The organism is Methylomonas sp. 2BW1-5-20 (assembly GCF_052474515.1).
This window is the reverse complement of record NZ_CP184127.1, coordinates 4,434,117-4,453,398: the sequence shown is the minus strand read 5'-3', so window position 1 is coordinate 4,453,398 and position 19,282 is coordinate 4,434,117. Positions and strand designations below refer to the sequence as shown.

General features: G+C 44.5%; 15 protein-coding genes. 5 read left to right on the top strand and 10 right to left on the bottom strand.

What is annotated here, in order from left to right; genetic code table 11:
* Positions 1 to 45: 45 nt before the first annotated feature.
* The 10 genes from ACH50O_RS20515 to ACH50O_RS20470 all read right to left on the bottom strand — a co-directional run bounded on the left by ACH50O_RS20515 (position 46) and on the right by ACH50O_RS20470 (position 14,242).
* On the bottom strand, positions 46 to 921 hold the full coding sequence (locus tag ACH50O_RS20515) for a glycosyltransferase family 2 protein (protein WP_446809605.1): 876 nt from the start codon (positions 919 to 921) through the stop codon (positions 46 to 48).
* 79 nt (positions 922 to 1,000) lie between these two features.
* Positions 1,001 to 4,189 carry a hypothetical protein gene (locus ACH50O_RS20510; RefSeq protein WP_446809604.1) on the bottom strand — a complete coding sequence of 1,063 codons (3,189 nt, stop codon included), beginning with the start codon at positions 4,187 to 4,189 and terminating at the stop codon, positions 1,001 to 1,003.
* A 349-nt stretch (positions 4,190 to 4,538) separates the two neighbouring features.
* The gene (locus tag ACH50O_RS20505; protein WP_446809603.1) at positions 4,539 to 5,654 is read right to left on the bottom strand and encodes an acyltransferase family protein; all 1,116 of its coding nucleotides are present in this window, start codon (positions 5,652 to 5,654) and stop codon (positions 4,539 to 4,541) included.
* Positions 5,614 to 6,948, bottom strand: a complete 1,335-nt coding sequence (locus ACH50O_RS20500) for a hypothetical protein (RefSeq protein ID WP_446809602.1) — start codon at positions 6,946 to 6,948, stop codon at positions 5,614 to 5,616. The genes ACH50O_RS20505 and ACH50O_RS20500 overlap by 41 nt, the downstream gene beginning before the upstream one ends.
* 12 nt (positions 6,949 to 6,960) lie before the next feature.
* A complete protein-coding gene (locus tag ACH50O_RS20495; protein ID WP_446809601.1) occupies positions 6,961 to 8,049 on the bottom strand; it encodes a glycosyltransferase in 1,089 nt (362 codons plus the stop codon).
* Positions 8,040 to 9,227 carry a glycosyltransferase family 4 protein gene (locus ACH50O_RS20490; protein WP_446809600.1) on the bottom strand — a complete coding sequence of 396 codons (1,188 nt, stop codon included), beginning with the start codon at positions 9,225 to 9,227 and terminating at the stop codon, positions 8,040 to 8,042. Before ACH50O_RS20490 ends, ACH50O_RS20495 begins: the two co-directional genes overlap by 10 nt.
* A gap of 31 nt (positions 9,228 to 9,258) precedes the next feature.
* Entirely contained in the window at positions 9,259 to 10,407 is a 1,149-nt protein-coding gene (locus ACH50O_RS20485; protein WP_446809599.1) for a glycosyltransferase family 4 protein, read from the bottom strand.
* The gene (locus ACH50O_RS20480; protein WP_446809598.1) at positions 10,404 to 11,921 is read right to left on the bottom strand and encodes a lipopolysaccharide biosynthesis protein; all 1,518 of its coding nucleotides are present in this window, start codon (positions 11,919 to 11,921) and stop codon (positions 10,404 to 10,406) included. The genes ACH50O_RS20485 and ACH50O_RS20480 overlap by 4 nt, the downstream gene beginning before the upstream one ends.
* A 172-nt stretch (positions 11,922 to 12,093) precedes the next feature.
* Entirely contained in the window at positions 12,094 to 12,504 is a 411-nt protein-coding gene (locus ACH50O_RS20475; RefSeq protein ID WP_446809597.1) for a VanZ family protein, read from the bottom strand.
* 316 nt (positions 12,505 to 12,820) lie between these two features.
* A complete protein-coding gene (locus ACH50O_RS20470; RefSeq protein WP_446809596.1) occupies positions 12,821 to 14,242 on the bottom strand; it encodes an undecaprenyl-phosphate glucose phosphotransferase in 1,422 nt (473 codons plus the stop codon).
* Positions 14,243 to 14,538: 296 nt separating this feature from the next.
* Here ACH50O_RS20470 and pyrF point away from each other — a divergent pair, with 296 nt between their 5' ends.
* The 5 genes from pyrF (at position 14,539) to ACH50O_RS20445 (ending at position 19,280) form a co-directional block, all read left to right on the top strand.
* A complete protein-coding gene (gene pyrF, locus ACH50O_RS20465) occupies positions 14,539 to 15,264 on the top strand; it encodes an orotidine-5'-phosphate decarboxylase (RefSeq protein ID WP_446809595.1) in 726 nt (241 codons plus the stop codon).
* Positions 15,265 to 15,475: 211 nt separating this feature from the next.
* Positions 15,476 to 15,838, top strand: a complete 363-nt coding sequence (locus tag ACH50O_RS20460; protein ID WP_446809594.1) for an endonuclease domain-containing protein — start codon at positions 15,476 to 15,478, stop codon at positions 15,836 to 15,838.
* A 296-nt stretch (positions 15,839 to 16,134) separates the two neighbouring features.
* Entirely contained in the window at positions 16,135 to 16,689 is a 555-nt protein-coding gene (locus tag ACH50O_RS20455; RefSeq protein WP_446809593.1) for a shikimate kinase, read from the top strand.
* Positions 16,661 to 17,743 carry a 3-dehydroquinate synthase gene (aroB, locus tag ACH50O_RS20450; protein ID WP_446809592.1) on the top strand — a complete coding sequence of 361 codons (1,083 nt, stop codon included), beginning with the start codon at positions 16,661 to 16,663 and terminating at the stop codon, positions 17,741 to 17,743. Before ACH50O_RS20455 ends, aroB begins: the two co-directional genes overlap by 29 nt.
* Entirely contained in the window at positions 17,733 to 19,280 is a 1,548-nt protein-coding gene (locus ACH50O_RS20445; protein WP_446809591.1) for an AAA family ATPase, read from the top strand. The genes aroB and ACH50O_RS20445 overlap by 11 nt, the downstream gene beginning before the upstream one ends.
* Positions 19,281 to 19,282: the final 2 nt, after the last annotated feature.

Genomic DNA, 19,282 nt, shown 5'->3' with positions numbered 1-19,282 from the left:
CATTAACCTTTTTAGGCTTATATTGCTTCTGGCGACTGATAGCGCTCATCGAACAAAAGCCCTCAATAAAAAATGCCTGAAATACCCGCCAATAAGTCGTATTACATCCAGGACAATATAACTTGGGAAAAGCAACTTCGGACAATTATTCCAACCATACCACCATCGCGCTTTCAGATTGGCTGGCGATTTAATATTAGTTAAAAAGCCGATAAAACTTTTTAGGGAAAAACGATCACGAACTGTCGTCATCCCGGTGGCCGCGACGTAGGAAAATACCCGGCAAGTCTTGCACACATAAATTGAATAGCCGGCTCGCTGGGCTTTGTGACTATAGTCATAATCGGCGAAATAATGCGGCAAATGTCTTTCATCATATAAACCGACTTTACGAAATACCTCTATAGGAAATAGAGTACCTCGACCGGACACCAATGTAACCGCAATGACATTCTCGTCTCCAGGCAAATGGTGCTTTTCAAATGTTACAGCTCGATCCTTAGCGCCTAACCAGCTTTGGCGATAACCCTCTTTTACCCGCTCACCGGTTTCAATATCATGAATAACAGAGGTCAACACAGCGTGCGGGTATTTAATGCTTTGAGCAGTCAATTCGGCCAAATAATCCAGCGGCAATTCCGTATCGTTGTTGAGCGTCAGTAAAAAATCTTGTTCAGCAGCATGTTGCAAAACATATTCGACACAGCGATTCATCGCACCGGTCCACCACAAACTGCTATCAGCGTTTAGTACAACCACGTCAGGAAAAGCCTTGCGGATATGATCCGTGGAGCGATCGGTAGAGCCATGATCGCAAATAACAACAGTGAAATTTTGAAAGGTTTGTGCATTGAGGGTTGCCAAACACTTCAAGGTGTATTCGATGCGATTAAATACAGGAATACAAATCCATATTTTCATAAACTAACAGTTGTTGTTAAGGTTTGATTTAATTAATTTCAATCCAGATGTCTAGAGCATACACTTTACTATGAAAACATTAGACTTCTGAATAAACTACTTCTAAGGTAGAGTTTTTTGGAAAACCATTACTCAATCGGATTTTTATCTGCTTTTCACTATGAATGGTAACCTTCATTTTGCTTCCGCTCCAATGCCAATCTATTGAGGCATCATTGGTTTTCAGGTTGCGAACATCGATCTCCTTTGAGAGCCACTCTACGGGTATTCCCGCACCTATGACGAGTGTTGGTTCGTCGCCACCCTCGTCAATATAACCAAGCATATCGAACTGTAGTAAGGCCATTTCTGCGGCCGTCCAGTAATGGGGAGTTACATTAGGTGGGTTGACCCAGCCGCGCACGCTTTCCCATTTCCTGAAGGAGTTTTCTTCGCCTTGACCTTCCCACCACGAATACAGCCCTGGCGAACTTTGGTTATTCCAAAACCAGCGAACTGTTGACCAAGTTCGTTCGGGATGCCCAAGAAAAAGCCATTGATGTGCCTCAGCCACGTCAAAATATGTCCACAATGGCGAAGTCTTAAAAGTGTTTGAAGCGTCGTGCTGGACTAACCATCTCTGTTCCAGATAGTTTTGCAGGCTTTCGCGTTTATCGCTTGCTATCCAGCTAGGCCATAACGCGCTGATATAAGTGCGAGCATTATCGGATAACGGCGGTTTAAACCCTGCCCCCCATGCTTCTTTGATTTTTTCGGCCGTCGCCTTCCAGCGTTTTGCTTCGTCAAACTTTTTAAGGCGCTCGGCTAGCCGGGACGCCTCCATCATCCCGCGATAACTAACGGCGTTAATGAAAAGGACCGGGCGTGTGTAATCCATTTTGCCGACGATTAAACCGTCTTGAGCGGGTTCAGCCAGCAAAGTGTTCTGCGCATCGATGGTGTGCTTAGGCACAATAGGGCCGGTAATTTTTTGAGTAATTTTCGAGCGCGTCGTTAGCATCTTTTCGATGAACGCCACCTTGCGATTTGCATGCGGCCATAGCCACCAATCGTAGCTTTCGCTTTTTAGTTGCGATGCAAGTGTTCCTAGCGCCCATAAGGATAATCCGGGGGCATCGGCCTCCGGTCCAAAACCGCCAAAAAAGTCGCGCTTTGCGAACTCTTTTGAAAGCAATTTTGCCGTGTCGAGCTTGCCTGCTCTCGCCAGGGCAACCAATATATAGGCGCCATCGCGTTGCCACTCCAACGGATAGTTCATCGGATCGCCTGGGCGAGTCTCCCCGTCGACAGTACTCATCATTAAATGGCCAATTTGAGCATTCAGGCAGTTGGAAAAGCCCTCATCCGGCACATTAAGAACTAGATCATGCAATGCCGATTCGTTGCTCGATACCGGTTCTACCAGCGGATGTTCGTCTTGTATGTTGGCTAACCATTCCTTGGTACTGCCGCCGTCAAGCTCTATGCGGGCAAAGCCCCAGCCGGTTTCACTAGTGATAGTCGTTTGTTGGTTTTTTAGGGTTTTCCAGTCCGATGAGTTTTCATCTCCCAAATAAACGGCTTTTGGAGCCGGATGAATGGACATCGACCACAATTTATTAATATGTAAAGACTCGCCGTCCCAACTAAGTTCGTGAATTGGCCCTCCTGATGGCCCTACTCCACGAATAAGCAAAGAAGGAATTGAATTTGTGGTTTCGGGAGTCGCCAGCTTAAGCTGCCATGCCCCCCAGCCATTACTCGTCCAGGCCGTACGGTAGTATTCGGTTTCCGTTCGGATGCCAGGTAACTTATGTCCGATATCGCTCCAATCAAAAGACTGCGTTATCTGCTTTTGACCGATGGTGTCGCTTGTAGTCAATAACTTCCCGTCCGGGGCGTTCACCCAGACCGATACCCCGAATGAACCGGCTCCGGGACTAAAACCGCCACCCGGCTCGTGATAGGCTTTTTTCCTTTCTTGACTGCCCGGCATAGCCAACAGCACGTGTCCCTGGCTTCGCGGCCAAGGGTCTTGCGGGCGCAGTTGCATTTGATTTATGACTTGGTTGCGCGGTGAGGTGGCAATGACATCCGCCGCCTTAAGCTGGGACCAATTGTTTATTACAACGATCGGAATCAATGCAATAAGTAAGCAAATGGCTGGCAATCGCAAAGCACCGAGTGTTATTAAGGCAACCAAGGTTAATAAGAGGGGGGCAAAATGCAGCGAATATAAAAATGTTTCTTCGCCATACAAAATATGAAGAGCAAACTGTCCAATAAATGAAAACCCAAGAACGATGCGCAAAGCAAGATGCTTTTTTAATGTAAATAAAGACCATAGCCCCAAGCCAAACAGAACTAACCAGATGATGGTTCCGATGAAATTTAGAACTCCATTGGAGCCGGGCAATGAATTTTGGATACTCAGCATGGGCCAACCAAAATCGTTATCATTAATCACATTCAAACTAGGCGAAAGTATCGAATGAAAAACAAATACGCCCCCAACAGAAAGAATGCGCTTTAAACCCGGACTAAACATATATGATGCTTCTTCTTTATCGCCGATAAAAAAAACAGCGTGAGGAAATAAATATTTTTCAACCCCCCATATCATAGCGACAATCGAAAAAGCAATAATCGATATTAAAATCGCTCTCCTCCAAGTTTTTTCCACTATTACGCTCAGAGTACCTATCATCCAATTCGTGGTAGTTACGCTTAAACTGAAAGAACTAACTGCCACATAAATCCAATCAGGTAACCTTTTCTGGTTTGCTATAGCAACCAGCGCTAAACACGAAATAATGCTTATTGAACCAATGGCATAGGACTCTGGAACAGATAGCCAGAACAAAGCAGCGGCACTAGATGCTCCTAATATCGAAATGACCAATGCGTCAAATAATCGACATCCTAAAAACCTAAACAATACATATAAAGAAAGTGTCCAAAAAGATGCTACAAATGTAGTGAAAATTTGAACCGCCACATACTGTCCCAACCCTGCCCTAACAAGTAACGTCACTGGCGGATATGTCAGAATAGAGAAAAGAGGATGCACCTTAAGTCGGTAGTGCCCCTCAGAAAGCTGATTTGTCATATTCTCAAAAACACGTGACAGATCGGCTTGAAACCAAACGTTATCTACCGTAACAAGACTCCTATCATGAAACCCATATAACTTATAAAATACATAAACAGAAATTAGCGTTAATAAAACGACTATAACTATTTCTTTTGCATCGCATAAATTCGGTAATTTTTTCAAGAGGCGCGTCATTAGCAAATACCTTTTTAAGTTTTTTACTCTTTCTATTAAAATAAAAAATCCGTCATTTTTAACGCAGATAGCTCAGAAAATAACCTTCCCAAACCACACCCAGACAAACACAATTAATTACCATCAAAAAATTCGATTAATTGTATACCTTCTAACAAGTAGGAGAAAACGAATGCGCAGTCTTCAACTTCTTGGGGAGCCGTTATTACTGAGCACCATAGACTAATTTTTTTAACTAAAATAAAGGTAAATCCAGGACCAATAAAGAGCATCCGCTAACTTACCAACCTTCCCATAAATAAATTATCAACATATATACCCGAAAGAGGAAGGCGCACTCAAAACCATATCAATTTCGCACCTTATCGCCGATAGACCTTCTGAACACAATAGCAGATAGATAACGCCGCACAGGGCGGTCGTAAAACCGATCAAGGAACAAACATACTACAAACAATATAACGATAAGGATGAATCCACCATAAGGCGCAAACTGTTTAACATTCATTCCAACAAGCATCAGCATTTTAGCAATCCCGGCGCCTACAGAATCATGCAAAAGATATAGTGGATAGCTAACAATGCCAAGAACCTCAAAAACATATAACAACTTATTTTTTGGGATGAAAATAGCCCCTAAAAACACAAATACCGGAAAAGCAAAAAGAATACTAAAACAATCGACAAACCCATTCAATGCATTTATATTTTGGAAACCAAGAAAAAAACTCGCCAACAATACTATCAAAAAGCTTTTTATTGTTGATGTTTTTGCCATTCCATATTTCAAAAAAAGCCTATGCAATAGTAATCCGAAGAAAAAACCATATATCGTTCTTGCACTTCCTATAAGTATCGACTGCAAATCCCAAAGATAGCCAAAATCTAAGCCTCCCACATAAATAGCGACCCCCCCCAGATATAACCCAGTCACAATTACAACAAACACTAAAATTTTTATTGAAAGAAAAGGTCGAAATAATACATAAAAAAAATTAATTAATAGCTCAAAAAATAAAGACCATGACACCCCATTAATATAAAAAAGCGACCCACTACCATCGACTTTATATGGAAAATAAAACAAAGAAAAAAATAATGACACTAAGAAATCATACCCAATGCCTGTATCACCAGAAAAAAAATTTTTTTTTGGAAAAAAAACTAACGCACTAGTAATGAGCGCCAACAAATATAACGGATAAAGCCGTATCAGCCGAGTAAGAACAAACCCACTCAATTTCATATCATAGGCGATTAGTCTCTTATCATATGCATGACTAATCACAAAACCACTTAACATGAAAAACAAATCTACAGCTAAATACGCATGATGAAAACTCATCTCCCCCCAATATAAAGACGTGTGCCTTGTTAAGACCAGAATTGCCGCAACCCCTCTTAACGCATCTAATGTTACAAATTTATGCTGATTTGGCATCATGTCTTTTGTTTGAAGTTGCATTTAAAAAATACTTGGCATTTCTCTCTTTATTTCCACCCCCCTCAGCAATGCCCCTAATTACAAGGCTTGCTGCAATTCCAAGAAGAATGCCATGTTGGGGCTGCGGTGAATACGGTATGTAAAAAGCTATTTGCGCCACAATCAACATAAAGAACTGCGAAGGATAAAGTCGATCATTTTTATTCATTAAAATATACAAAAATAACTTAACCAATAAAATTGAATAAAAAAGAAGATATATAAATGTTCCAAACGCCCCCGCACGCAAAAGCGAATGAAAAAACATATTATGTGGAGCAGTTACATTTCCCGCATAGCCTGAGCCAAATGGCTCTCCCAAAAACTGCTCCCAAAAAGCTAACTTGTTCCAATAAATAATTATACGTTCCCAATATTGCACACGACTACCAAAAGTTCCTGCTCCCAAATTAGTTGCACGCTCTGCGGAACCCGTTATTGAATCGATAAAACTATCAGCATACCCATAAAATACCAATGGAATCATTAAAATCATGCCAATAACACCAAGAGCTGCTAGTTTGCCTATTATTTTATGCATTTTAATACCGGGCAACAAAAACATAGTAGCTATTGCAAGTATTGTTGCCCCCCAAACGGAGCGATGCTGTAACACAATAACAGCCAACAGAAATGCTACAGTCAAAACTCGGGAAGGCGGTTCTATAGTTGGAATAACAAAACGCAAAAAAAACATAATCACTACCGCGCTTAATAAATATGCCTGCCCAGAGTCGGTAACACGAAACCTTACACCTGTGGAATCTGCAGCTTTCCATGTTGCAGATATGGGCAAATGCAGAAAATCAGCAACAAATCGAAAATAAACAATCAACAACAGTAATGAGCAAATCAGCACCCAATGCCTATAGAACCTATCTAACATCTCTTTCGAATAGGCAAAACTCATGAAGTATAAAGTACCAACCCAATAACAAAAGAAATTGCGAAAATCTACCCCCGCATAAGTTCCGTAAATTTTTAATCCGGCAAATAAGCCGTAAAATATAATGAGCCCATACAAGGCCCAAAGTATGGAAATGAAACGCCACTCTCCTAGAAAAATAATTCGAAATAGTGCGCTAAGAAAAAGCGGAACGAAAACTAGGTCATAGAGGTAAACATGTATCCCTAACATAGCGGATGGAGGCTCAATAAACCAAGTATTTATAACACTGACTAATAAAATAATGATTACAGCCAAATGAGGATTCTTCACAAAACTAAACACTGCGTAAAGGAAGAAAATAAAAATTGGTAAGAGCAAAAATTCCATAGCTTGCCCTATTCAGTTTTTATAAAAATCAATATATTTTGATAACCCACGTTCGATACCATAGAGTTTCTCAGCAATATTTGAATTTTCTATCGCTCGCTGGTTTATAGCCTCGCGACTGGAAATAATAATGTCAGGTAATACTTTAGCAATAGCTTCCTCATTTGGTTCACAGTAAAACAAATCACTAAAGATTGGTTTAAAATCAATAAGACCAGAAACTTCCGCAAGTAATGCCGGCAGACCAGTCGCAATGGCCTCAATCGCAGCTATGCCGAAACCCTCGTAGATAGAAGGCATCACAAAAAGGTCTGCCGCTTGTAAAAAAGGCAGGATATCGGATTGCAATCCATAAAAACGGATTTTCTCGGCAATACCCAACTGCTCTGCCAAATAACGCTCACTGCAATCTTTTTCTATTCCAACATGAAGATAGACCCAAGAGAGTTGCTCCAAACTAGCTAATGCCTTAATAAGAGCAATATGATTTTTTACTGATGAGCAATTACCTATTGTTAAAAAAACAAAATCATCCCCAGTTAAATTTAAATCGGCCCTAGCTTTAATACGCTGATGTTGAGTTGTAAGCTTGAAACGTTCGCTGTTGTACCAATTCTGAATTATCGGAGTCTGCAACTTATAATGCTTAGATTCTGTATCATGCACAGACTGAGAGATTGAAATATGTGTCAGCCCTAGCCTATCCAGCAATTGCCTTTGCCATTTTCGAGTCCAACCTAAAAAACCGGTAAAAGGAAATGTATTGTGAATAGTTCTTACGCAACGACTGCCACTTAACAACGCTAATATACCCAACCAAAAATTAGCTCGCTCAGTATGAAGATGAATAGTGTCGTAGGAATTTATTCTAAGGTGCTTAAAATACTTCCAAAAAAACAATGGGCTTTTTCTGAAGGCAATATGATGAATGCTGTAACCGGCATTTACCAATTCATCTGAGTAAGGCCCGAGCTGTATCCCTGTAGACAATATTTCACAGTCTATATTAAACTTTTTCAAGGAAGTTCCTGCCGCACATAGCATTGTTTCCGCACCGGAAGGATTTAACTCCCCTAATACGTGTAATACCTTCATTTCCATAACCCTGTCAAAATATCGTTATAGGCCTGTAAATAGGCGTCGGTAACGACACCGATATGAAAGCGCTGTTTGGCCAAAGCTAATCCAGCGAGTCCAACTCGTAAGCGCTCAGCATTATTATTTGCCAAACTCAACATAGCATCAGCTATTTGCTGTGGTTGAGTAATATCTACTAATACGCCAGCATCACCATTACCTAAAGTCCAAGGAACTCCACCACTACTTTGCCCAGCAATCACAGGAATACCCATCGCCATTGGCTCAATAAGGGCCATCGGCTGCGCCTCTTCCAAAGCGGGATGCACCAGAATATCAACCTCGTCACGTATCCGTTGAATTAATTTCTCGTAAGGATGTTGACCGACAAACTCTATTCCCTCTTGAAACCCCCTACTTTTTGCCCACAACTCGGCCTCTTCGTTAATTCCGTGTCCTGAACCAAACATAATTAAGCGACAATTTGGCAAATGTTTACGCGTTAAGGCAAAGGCTTCAATAGCGGCTTCGCCATTTTTTCTACCGGACCACCCAACTAGGATAGTAGCAAAGGTAAGAGGAGCATCGGTCGATTTGACGGATTTTGGCCTATTGAAAATGCCATCGGGCATCCCATTGGGGATGACTCTTATCGTTCTTCGATAAAACAATTGGCGCTTTAGATTCTCTGCAACATAAGGAGCGACGGCCGATAAATATCGAGTTTTCCAGATTGCCTTACAACCCATCAGTGTTCGAATAATACGATACGGGCTATGATCAAGTTTTAAGATATTAAACGGCACATCGTGCGAGGTAACCAAATGTGGCAACTTAGTGGCTTGTGCGGCCAGCGCAAATTCATAAGTCCAATGGGCATGAAGAAAATCCGGTGGATTTTTTAATATAGCTTGTGCCAAATATTTAATTTCCGCCGCAAAAAAGTCTAAAGCCCTTCTTCTTCTGTATGGCCCAAAATGAATAGTTAGACGCTCTCCTTTGATCGTTACCTCGGTTTTTACCTCTCGGTCTAACGAGTACAGAATTAAGTTATAACCGCGACTATAAAGCTCTCGGGCCATCAGATTAACCGGACTTCCACCCAAACCTTTTGGGTAAGGCTGTCCACCCGGCGAGGATAAAATATCCTGGAATGATGCTGTTTCAATAGGGCCCACTAGGCCGATAGTTTTAATGTCCATGCTTTCCTTTGGCACCTTGGGTATTGAAAAATTAAGTACTGCTTATTTCTGTCAGCCAAGTATTAGCGAGTACATGTTCCGAAAAATGTGTTTCAAACTGAACTCTGGCTCCTTCCGACAGTTTTTCGCATAGATCGTTATTCTCAAGAATCATGCAAAGTTTATCGACTGCTAAATCCACGTTATCTAAGGACCAAAAATAGCCTTGCTCTCCATCGGTAAAAACCTCGGGAATACCTCCGACAGGGGGCGCTAATATCGGTAATCCGTAAGATAAGGCCTCTAGGAGCGTAATCGGCAAATTCTCCATTAGTGCTGCATGAACATATACTCTGTGACCCGCCATATATCCTGAGGCATTCGCTTGGAATCCTAAGAATGTAATACTGTCTGTAAGCTTAAGCTCGTTGGCTAAACTTTCCAGCCGCAATCGGTCCGGGCCATTTCCTATTATTGTTAATTTATACCTGTGACCACGAGCATGGGCTTCGGCTAATACTCTCAATATGAAAGCCTGATTTTTCCGCTTTTCGAGTGAGCCGATGGTTATTAAATCATTCCGCAATTGCGGGACTCCCTGTCGGTCAGGATCGTGAATGAAGTTGGAGATAACTGCCTGAGGCACTAGATGAATCGATGGTAACCTTTCATTGACCAGTTTCTGCATAAAAGCCGATACGAAAATAATCTTATCAACACGGGGCAGGGTGTACGCTTCATTTTCCTGAAAATGTTTGTATAAACACCCACCTTCAACAGTTAATCCCTTTGTCAAAACCTCATAAGATTCCGAAATATTAAAATGCGCAACAGTTACCACTCGATTACCAGGCTTTCTCTCCATTAGTGCCGCTCGTGCGCTCAACGGATCCTGTGCATAGATAGCGACAGACTCAGCTATTACTCGAAGGCTTTGCCTGAGTAAATAACGGATCAAATAATAGTGCGTCCAACGAGTCCATAAAACGGCCCATTCCTTGTTGATAGTTCTGAGCAATCTGGCCATCAAGGTAACAAATTTTCTTGGCACTCTAACTCTAGGGTCATACGGATAAATTAGCTGGCATTCAAGGTCTAGTTTTTTGGCTGCATCAAGGATTGTATTAAAATGCGTTTGAACTCCGGTTTCACCTTGAGACGCCATTAAAGTTATTACTATAAGGTTTTGACTATGGCTCATACGGCTAACCCGACCAATTTAAAAAGCCTTACAGGTAATTTATTTTGAAGAGAAACTAGAAACTCCTTCATATTGCCACAAATAATTAGCCTTCTAAAAAGCAATAACCAAAACGGATAGCTTAAAGCACAACTAAAAACAATCATACTAAGCCGAATTGCCGTAGAGTAAGCTTGCAGACAAGGCAATTGCCCGAGATACCAGCATTGCCCGTATAGCAAAATGGCTATAACCAATGGCATGATAATAATGGTAAATAATCTATACGGTTTATCTCCAACCGCCTTAAGCGTGGCAATTACCAAAAGCAGTAACCGAAAAACATAGGTGCCTAATAATGTCCAAGCTACGGCTAACACAGAGTATTGTGCTGCTAGAATAAGACTTGGGATGCTAAAGGACAACGCCGCCAACTGCGCTTTTAATTCAATTTGCGGCAAACCGATAGAGCTTAGTAAAGGACCAGACATAGCCAACATGGCATTAATAGCCATGGCAAAGCATAATGGAGTCATTAGAGGAATTGCTGCCACCCACTTACTACCATAAAGTGAATTGATAATTAAATCTGGAACTGCAGCCATCGCGCCAAAGAACGGTAAGAAGAGTAACGCCATGATAGTCGTGGAGGCGACAAATGTGCATCGCAAGATCTGCCTGTTACTTTGAGACTTTGAATATGCGCTGAATAATACCGATTGCATACTGGACACCACAGCGTACATTGGCATATTAACCAGATTAAACACCCTGTTATATACACCAAGAGTCGCTGTTTCGAAACTTCGACCAATGATTGCAGTGTCAAGATTGCTAATACCCCAGCTGGTAATATTATTTAGGGTTATTGCTGCGCCAAACCGTAAAAACCGGCATTTCTTAGGATTTACAAAAGGCCGTATAGGATGTATTTGACTGAAATAGGTAATAAAAGCGTTTAGACTGACTTGGGATAATTGCGCAGCGACCAAACTCCAAACACCGTAATCAAGATAAGCAAGTGATAAGCCTAAACCCAGATAGCCCACACAATATGAGAACAGACTGATAATTTGTATCTTTTTAAATGCCAAATTTTTTTTAATTAACGCAGAAGAAGTTTGCCCCAAAGCCTGAATGGTAAATGAAAATGACATAGCGATAATTACCGGCGTTGCGTTCGGCTCGTTAAAAAACACCGCAAGCAATGGCGCCAAACTTATAACCAAACAAGTAATTAAAACACCAATCACAAGCTGAGTTGAAAAAACGCTACGAATATCGAATTCTGATATATTTTGGCTTTGTATTAGCGCCGAACTCAGCCCACCTTCTGCAAATAGATTACCCAATCCTTGTACAAATAAAGCAATTGCAACCAACCCGAAAGGTTCTGGCCCCAAAAGTCTCGCTAGTACTATTCCGACTATAAATTGTAACGACAATGAAATCAGACGGCCGATATAATTCCATTTCAACGCAGAGATACTTTTACTGGCAAGACTTTGCCTTTGTTCTACCGGCTTTATATCCATATTATTGTATACACCCCGATAATATTGAAGCCGTAACATCATTTCTAGCATATTTATTTAACAAGCAACCCCCTGAAACATATTATCCTAATGTTTATCCATTTTTATTATTTCGACGCGTAATAACTTCTATATTGAATAAGAAAACCTTTGACGTTACGCCTTTAATATATCAGTCCGAACCATTTCCTTTGTACTCCCTTATTAATGGAACGACTCGATTGACTAATAAAATTGCAAAAATAGCCCCACAAAAATCGGCAAACAAATCAGGGAAACTTGCAGCGCGACCCGGCACTGTCATTTGATACCCTTCCTCCACAAAGCCGGATAAAACCGTTATTAGTAAAGGCATGGATAGCAACGGCATTGTTGGCGTACCTTTTAAATAGAAACAAGCAATGCACAGCATCAACGCCAATATACCAAACGCCACAAAGTGAGCCACTTTATCCAAGCCGTTAACTTCGCTCATTATCTTAGCTGGCGGCTGTGACGATTCGGCGAATAAGACAGCTATCCAGGCAATGCTTAACAGAATGAATAGAAATGCCAGTTTACGATTCCTTTTGAATTTAGCCATGGGTTGTTCTGGTTAGATTAATGAGCCTGTGGATGACTTCGGCCAAATTCAGCTGGTAATTTCGGGACACAAATCAAACATCATCGTGCACGAAGATAAGATATCAATGCAAATACAGCCATTACTTAGACGGCGAAACAATTGCAAAACAGTCGCCACCCAAGCAAGCGAACAGCGAAGCGTTGTTGTGAATCTGTATGTTGTTGAGTAATACTCACGCGGCCATCCTTGTTTATTTTAGCGTCCTGCTTATTACTGTAATTTTTACCTATTTCCTGGGCAATTAATCCCCTCAGGATAAAACGGGTAAAGGAATTCAATAGGCCTGTTGCCCGACAAATCCTTTAAAGACCGTTAGCATCACGATTTTCAAATCCAAAGCCACCGACCAATGTCGAATGTATTCCAAGTCGTGGTGTATTCGTCTTTCCATTTTGTCGATGGTATCTGTTTCGCCGCGGCAACCGCTGATTTGCGCCAATCCTGTAATGCCCGGCTTCATTTTATGCCTGAGCATGTAGCCCTGGATTTGCTTGCGATAATATTCGTTATGCGCCACGGCATGCGGCCGGGGACCAACCACCGACATGGTACCGCTTAATACGTTAAGAAATTGTGGCAACTCGTCAAGCGATGTGCGCCGCAAAAATCCGCCCAACGGTGTCACCCGACTGTCGTTGGCTGTGGCTTGTTTAATGGTGTCGCCGTTTTCGCACACCGACATCGACCGAAATTTCCACACTTCAATCGGTTCGCCTTTAACGCCGTACCGCATTTGTTTGAATATGACCGGCCCCGGCGACGTCAGCTTGATGGCGATGGCGATGATCAGCATCGGAATCGCAATAATCGGCAAAATAATCGCACACAGCACCAAATCCTCCAGTCGCTTGGAAAAGCCATCCATCGAGGAGTTTAACGGGGTATCGAACACGCTGACTACCGGGATGCCTTTTACGCTGCTTAATTTGGATTGCATCAGGTTAAACGTAAAAAAATCAGGAACGATATTGACCGAAACGGTACTGTCGGCCAGCTCGCGAATCAGTTGGTTAATCCGTTTTTCCGCCCGCAACGGCAGGGTAATATAGATATGATCGATTTCGCCGCGCTGCGCTCTTTCCAATAACTCTTTAAAGTTGCCGACGATGCTCTCCACCATGTCTTCACTTTGTCGGCGTTGCGTGTTCTCGATGCGGTCGTCAAAAAAACCGATAAACCGGTAGCCCAGCCAAGGCATTTCAGCTAAGGCAGTGTTTAAGCGCTTACCCAGCGCATTGCCGCCCAAAATGGCATAGTTGCGGGTATTAAGGCCATGCCGCCGCAAATAAGACAAAACCGAGCGCCGCAGAGAATGCAGCATGATGATGCTGAGCGGCGCCAACGGCAGCCAAAGCTCCAATACTTCTCTGGAATATTCAAACCCAAAATCGAAGACAAAAAAACTACTGGCAATCAGCGCAAAAGCCACCACCCACGACAGCAGGATGCGCACGGCGTCGTCGAATAATGGATCGCCGCGCCAGCCTTGATAAATCTCCTGGTGCTCGGCAAAAATACCGAACAATACGGTGCAGACAATGAACAGGCCAAAGTATTCGCGAACAAATGGCTCACCATAAATGCTGAGCGAGACGTATAGTGTGACAAAAATTAAAGCGGTATCCATAGCCCGCTTAACGCTTTGCATTTCAGGCTGTAGCGGCCGAATAAATCCTTTTGGGCGAAATTGATTCATATCAAATATACTGGTTAGCTTAATGAGAACATCATTTGCTTGCCTGATTATAGAACTTTAGGCCTTGTTTATTTCAGCTTAATGAAAGTTTAATGAAAACCCAACGGCGCGGTAGATTACGGCGCAATGACGTATTCAATGTCATATTACGGCTCCTTCGTTCGCCACATCACGCTTCCGTTTGCATGAATGTGCTGGAAAAACAACAATTGGCCATTCCACTCTAGCAGGTCTTGTCCAACTCACCAATAAAAATGCCACCCAAAATCCAGTAAACAATCTATTTCACAATCCTTATGTCGACTTCATTCTTATCAAACAAAGCCATTCCCGTCCGCGAACGCCTGATCATGGCTTTGGACGTTTCCAGCATCGCCGAAGCGCAAGCCTTGGTCGAAGAGTTGGGTAATGCGGTGATTTTTTATAAGGTGGGCATGGAGCTGTTCATGTCCGGGGACTATTTCGGTTTCATCGAATGGCTTAAGGCTCGCGACAAAAAGGTGTTTGTCGATCTTAAATTCTTCGACATCCCCGCCACGGTAGGCCGCGCGATTAAAGCCTTGAGCAATAAAGGCGTCGATCTGGCCACTATCCACGGCAACGATTCCATCATGGAAGCCGCTGCAGCCGCCAAGGGCGATTTAAAAGTGTTGGCGGTCACCGCATTAACCAGCTTGGATCGCGGCGATCTGGACGATTTGGGCTTTCAATGCGACGTGCGCGAACTGGTGCTGTCGCGCGCCAAGCGTGCGTTGCAGATTGGCTGCGACGGCATTGTTTCGTCCGGGCTGGAGGTGGCTATGATCCGCGAACATTTGGGCGAAAAGCTGTTGGTGATTACTCCCGGCATCCGGCCGGTGGATAACCGCGAAGACGACGATCAAAAACGCGCGGTCAGCGTCGAACAAGCCATTCAAAATGGCGCTGACTATATAGTGGTGGGTAGACCCATTCGAGATGCAGCTGACCGTAAAGCCATGGCGGAAAAAATTCAGGGGCAGATTGCGGCGCAGTTTGGATAGGCTATTTGCGCAAAAGCTATCGGGAGTATTGTTAGCTTGCAAGGCAGAGAATGTTGCTGGAATTTTTATCTCCCCTCACCCCAACCCTCTCCCAAAGGGAGAGGGAGCTAACTTTCCTAGCTATATGACGCAAGCCAAGCGTAGTCTGGCGAATTCCCCCTCTCCCTCCGGGAGAGGGCTGGGGTGAGGGAATCCAAAAAAGGCTTTTGCAATGAAAGAATTGGCCCGTTCATTACGCAAAAATCAAACCGATGCCGAACGCACGATTTGGCAACAGCTCAGGAATCGGCAGTTGTTGGACTGCAAATTTCGCAGACAGCAGGTTATCGGCCCATTTATTGTTGATTTTGTCTGCCTGGAACCCAAGTTGGTTATAGAAATTGACGGCGGACAGCATGCCGATCGACAGGAGTACGACCAAAGTAGAAGCCATTATTTGGAACAGTCGGGATATAGAGTGCTGAGATTTTGGAATAATGAGGTTTTACAAGACACGCCGGCGGTGATGGAAGCCATTCGGCTGACTTTAATTGAGCTAAGAGACCCTGTAAAACAGAGGCAATTAAGAAGTTGATTACCCCTCACCCTAGCCCTCTCCCTGAGGGAGAGGGGATGTTCCAACTTAATAGCATTAGCCTGTGAAAGTAAATTGACTCCCTCTCCTGATGGAGAGGGTTGGGGTGAGGAGAATTAAATAAGGTGAATTTCCTATTTTTATCACCCTAATCTCAACCTTCTCCAGATGACAGAAGGAGATTCCTTTAATTTTTAGTAGCCCTCAAAAGCTAACGCCCGGCATCATAAAATTTAACTCCCTGCAAAAAGTGGGCATAATGCTCGGGTTTTTTTTGAGCGCCAATAGCCAATGCAATGAAATCAGCGGCAAACATTTATCTGATAGGCCTGATGGGCGTGGGTAAAACCACGATAGGCAAACAGCTTGCCAAAGCTTTGCAATGGCCGTTCTATGACAGCGATAGAGTCATCGAGGAATGCACGGGCGTCGATATTCCGACTATATTCTCCTACGAGGGCGAGGAAGGTTTCCGAATGCGGGAACAAACGGTGATTCATCACTTATCGGCATTGCAAGGGATAGTAATGGCTACCGGCGGCGGCGCGGTATTAATGCCGGAGAATCGGACAGCATTAAAGAATAACGGTTTCGTGGTGTATCTGCATTGCTCCATCGACAAAATTCTGCATCGCACCAAACACGATACGCAACGCCCGCTATTACGCACCGATAATCCCAGACAACGTCTGCAAACCCTGCTGGCGCAACGCGACCCGCTATATACGGAATGCGCCGATTTTAAAATCGATTCCGGCGTATTGCCCACTAAAACCGTGGTTAAAACCATTTTGCAGCAATACCAGGCTGCTTTAGAAGATCATGAAAGAATTGCAAGTTGCACTAAATAACGACAGAAGTTACCCGATTTACATAGGCTCCGGCTTGCTGGCCCAAGCGGAGCTGTTGACCAAACACATTCGCGCCAAACAGGTCTTGATCGTTACCAACGAGACTATTGCACCGCTTTATCTGGCAAAACTACAGGCGGCTTTAACCGATTACCAAGTCGAAACGGCCATCCTACCGGACGGCGAGCAATACAAGACCCTGCAGTATCTGGAAAAAATTTTCGATCAATTACTTGCCAAAAAATTTAGCCGCAACGCCACATTGATTGCGCTGGGCGGCGGTGTGATCGGCGACATGGGCGGCTTTGCGGCGTCTTGTTATCAACGTGGCATTGCGTTTATCCAAATCCCTACTACTTTACTGGCCCAGGTCGATTCCTCGGTCGGCGGCAAAACCGGCGTGAATCATCCGCTGGGTAAAAACATGATAGGCGCGTTTTATCAGCCGCAATGCGTCATCGCCGACGCCGATGTGCTGGATACTTTGGACGACAGGCAGTTGTCGGCAGGTTTGGCGGAAGTAATCAAATATGGTCTGATCCGCGACCCTGGCTTTTTAGAATGGCTGGAAGCGAATATGCCGCGTTTGCTGGCGCGCGATAAAGACGCTTTGGCTTATGCGATTGAGCGTTCCTGTGTCAATAAGGCCAAAGTGGTCGGCGAAGACGAGTTCGAATCGGGTGTACGCGCCACGCTAAATCTCGGCCACACCTTTGGCCACGCTATCGAAACCGGTAGCGGCTACGGCCATTATCTGCACGGCGAGGCGGTTGCCATTGGCACCTGCTTTGCCGCCGATTTGTCGCGCCGCCTGGGTTGGCTGAACGATGCCGACGTCAATCGGATTGTTGCCATCTTCAAGGCCGCCAACTTACCCGTCACGCCACCGACGGAAATGACGACCGATCAATATATCGATTTGATGGCTGTGGATAAGAAAAATGTCGACGGCAAAATCCGGGTGATTCTGTTGGAAGCGTTAGGTAAGGCGTCGTTGCCTGTCAATGTCGATCAGGTGCAATTGCAAGCAACCTTGAACAGCTATGCTGGATAACGACAATTTGACTTACAGCTACCAGCGCCGCACGGTGGGCAACAACGCCGAGCGCGCCTTGATCACGCTGGAACGCTCGCAAAAACTGGATTTGCTGTTGCATTTATTAGCTAATTTGCAGCAATCGCTGATTGTTTGCGGTCCGGAAGGCATCGGTAAAACCACCTTATTGGCCGCCGTCGGACAAAATCGCAAGGATATGTGGGAAGTCGTACTGTTGTCGGCCTCTGCCAATTCCAGCTTCGAAAGCCTGGTTAACGATTTATTACGCGGCCTGAATATCGCCAAAGCTTCGGCTTTCGATCTGAGCGCATTGCGCGACAAGTGCGCTAGACAAAAAGTGGTGCTGCTGATAGACGATGCCGGCAATCTGGTACCCGGCCTGATCACGATGTTGATGGAATTTGCCGATTCGCTGCCGGGCTTGCGGCTGGTGTTTGCGATGAATCACGATCAATTCCACATTAAAAGCGGTACCGACAAGCTGGTGGAGGAATGCCATTTCATCGAGTTACCGCCGCTCAGCAAAAAACAATGCGGCGAATATTTACAAAACCTATCGGCGCAACCCGGCGCCATCGTGTCCTATAACGCCATTACCGATAGTTTGATCGACGATTTGTACCGGAATACCAATGGCATTCCCGGCAAGATTCTCGGGCAATTGCCCAAACTGGCCAATTACCAAAGCCAAAAACGCAGCCGTATAGGCTTGTGGCTGGCAATTGCCGGTGTGTTGGCCGGTGCCGGCTATGCGGTGAAATCTTTATTACCGTTGCAGCCGAGCATTGAGCCAACTGCCGTCGATCAGCCGATTGCCAAGCAAACCGACAGCAAGCTTGTAACCGAAAGCATGCCGATACAGACGACGCAGGAAGCAACGGCGCCGTCTACAGCAACAACGAAAGAGATAGCAAGCGCGCAACCACCGTTACCAGCCCTACCCGAACCTAAAGCCGCAGAGCCGGAACCGGCGCCAATTAATGTTCCTGTCGCTGTTCCTCCCGTTCCGGAAAAACCAGCACCTGCCAACCCGGTTGCAAATGACACGGCAAAACAATCTGCCGGCCAACCTATTACAAGCGAAAAAGCCGGCACGCCAGTCGATGCCGGCTCGGCGCCAGCCAAACCCGAGCCGCCGCCTGAAAAACCGCTACCCGCCGCTGACTCGACACCCACAGTGGAACCGCCCGCGCAAACCGCCGCTAAACCCGTGGAACGCAAACCTGCCAAACCCGCATTCGAAGGCAGCGATCAGGACTGGATCATGGCGCAACCCCCAGGCAACTTCACTTTACAGGTTATGGTGCTTTCCAATAAAGATGCGGCGTTGCGTTTTCAGAAAAAATACGCCGATTACCGCGACGGCCTGAAGTTTTACCCTATCAATAAAGGCGAACAAGAAAAATACGTGGTAATTTACGGCTCCTTTCAATCTGCCGCGGAAGCGACGCAGCTTAAAGCCGTTATGCCAGGCGAATTTAAGCAGGCCATGGAAAAGCGCTTCCGGGCAGTGCAAAAAGAAAGCCGCCGCTGATT

Bases quoted from the DNA above. Each gene is read 5' to 3' on its own strand.
- ACH50O_RS20500 (WP_446809602.1), bottom strand. From the start codon at position 6,948: ATGGAATTTTTGCTCTTACCAATTTTTATTTTCTTCCTTTACGCAGTG.
- ACH50O_RS20485 (WP_446809599.1), bottom strand. From the start codon at position 10,407: ATGAGCCATAGTCAAAACCTTATAGTAATAACTTTAATGGCGTCTCAA.
- ACH50O_RS20510 (WP_446809604.1), bottom strand. From the start codon at position 4,189: ATGACGCGCCTCTTGAAAAAATTACCGAATTTATGCGATGCAAAAGAA.
- ACH50O_RS20495 (WP_446809601.1), bottom strand. From the start codon at position 8,049: ATGGAAATGAAGGTATTACACGTATTAGGGGAGTTAAATCCTTCCGGT.
- ACH50O_RS20470 (WP_446809596.1), bottom strand. From the start codon at position 14,242: ATGAATCAATTTCGCCCAAAAGGATTTATTCGGCCGCTACAGCCTGAA.
- pyrF (WP_446809595.1), top strand. From the start codon at position 14,539: ATGTCGACTTCATTCTTATCAAACAAAGCCATTCCCGTCCGCGAACGC.
- ACH50O_RS20475 (WP_446809597.1), bottom strand. From the start codon at position 12,504: ATGGCTAAATTCAAAAGGAATCGTAAACTGGCATTTCTATTCATTCTG.
- ACH50O_RS20445 (WP_446809591.1), top strand. From the start codon at position 17,733: ATGCTGGATAACGACAATTTGACTTACAGCTACCAGCGCCGCACGGTG.
- ACH50O_RS20460 (WP_446809594.1), top strand. From the start codon at position 15,476: ATGAAAGAATTGGCCCGTTCATTACGCAAAAATCAAACCGATGCCGAA.
- ACH50O_RS20490 (WP_446809600.1), bottom strand. From the start codon at position 9,227: ATGGACATTAAAACTATCGGCCTAGTGGGCCCTATTGAAACAGCATCA.
- ACH50O_RS20505 (WP_446809603.1), bottom strand. From the start codon at position 5,654: ATGCAACTTCAAACAAAAGACATGATGCCAAATCAGCATAAATTTGTA.
- aroB (WP_446809592.1), top strand. From the start codon at position 16,661: ATGAAAGAATTGCAAGTTGCACTAAATAACGACAGAAGTTACCCGATT.
- ACH50O_RS20515 (WP_446809605.1), bottom strand. From the start codon at position 921: ATGAAAATATGGATTTGTATTCCTGTATTTAATCGCATCGAATACACC.
- ACH50O_RS20480 (WP_446809598.1), bottom strand. From the start codon at position 11,921: ATGGATATAAAGCCGGTAGAACAAAGGCAAAGTCTTGCCAGTAAAAGT.
- ACH50O_RS20455 (WP_446809593.1), top strand. From the start codon at position 16,135: ATGAAATCAGCGGCAAACATTTATCTGATAGGCCTGATGGGCGTGGGT.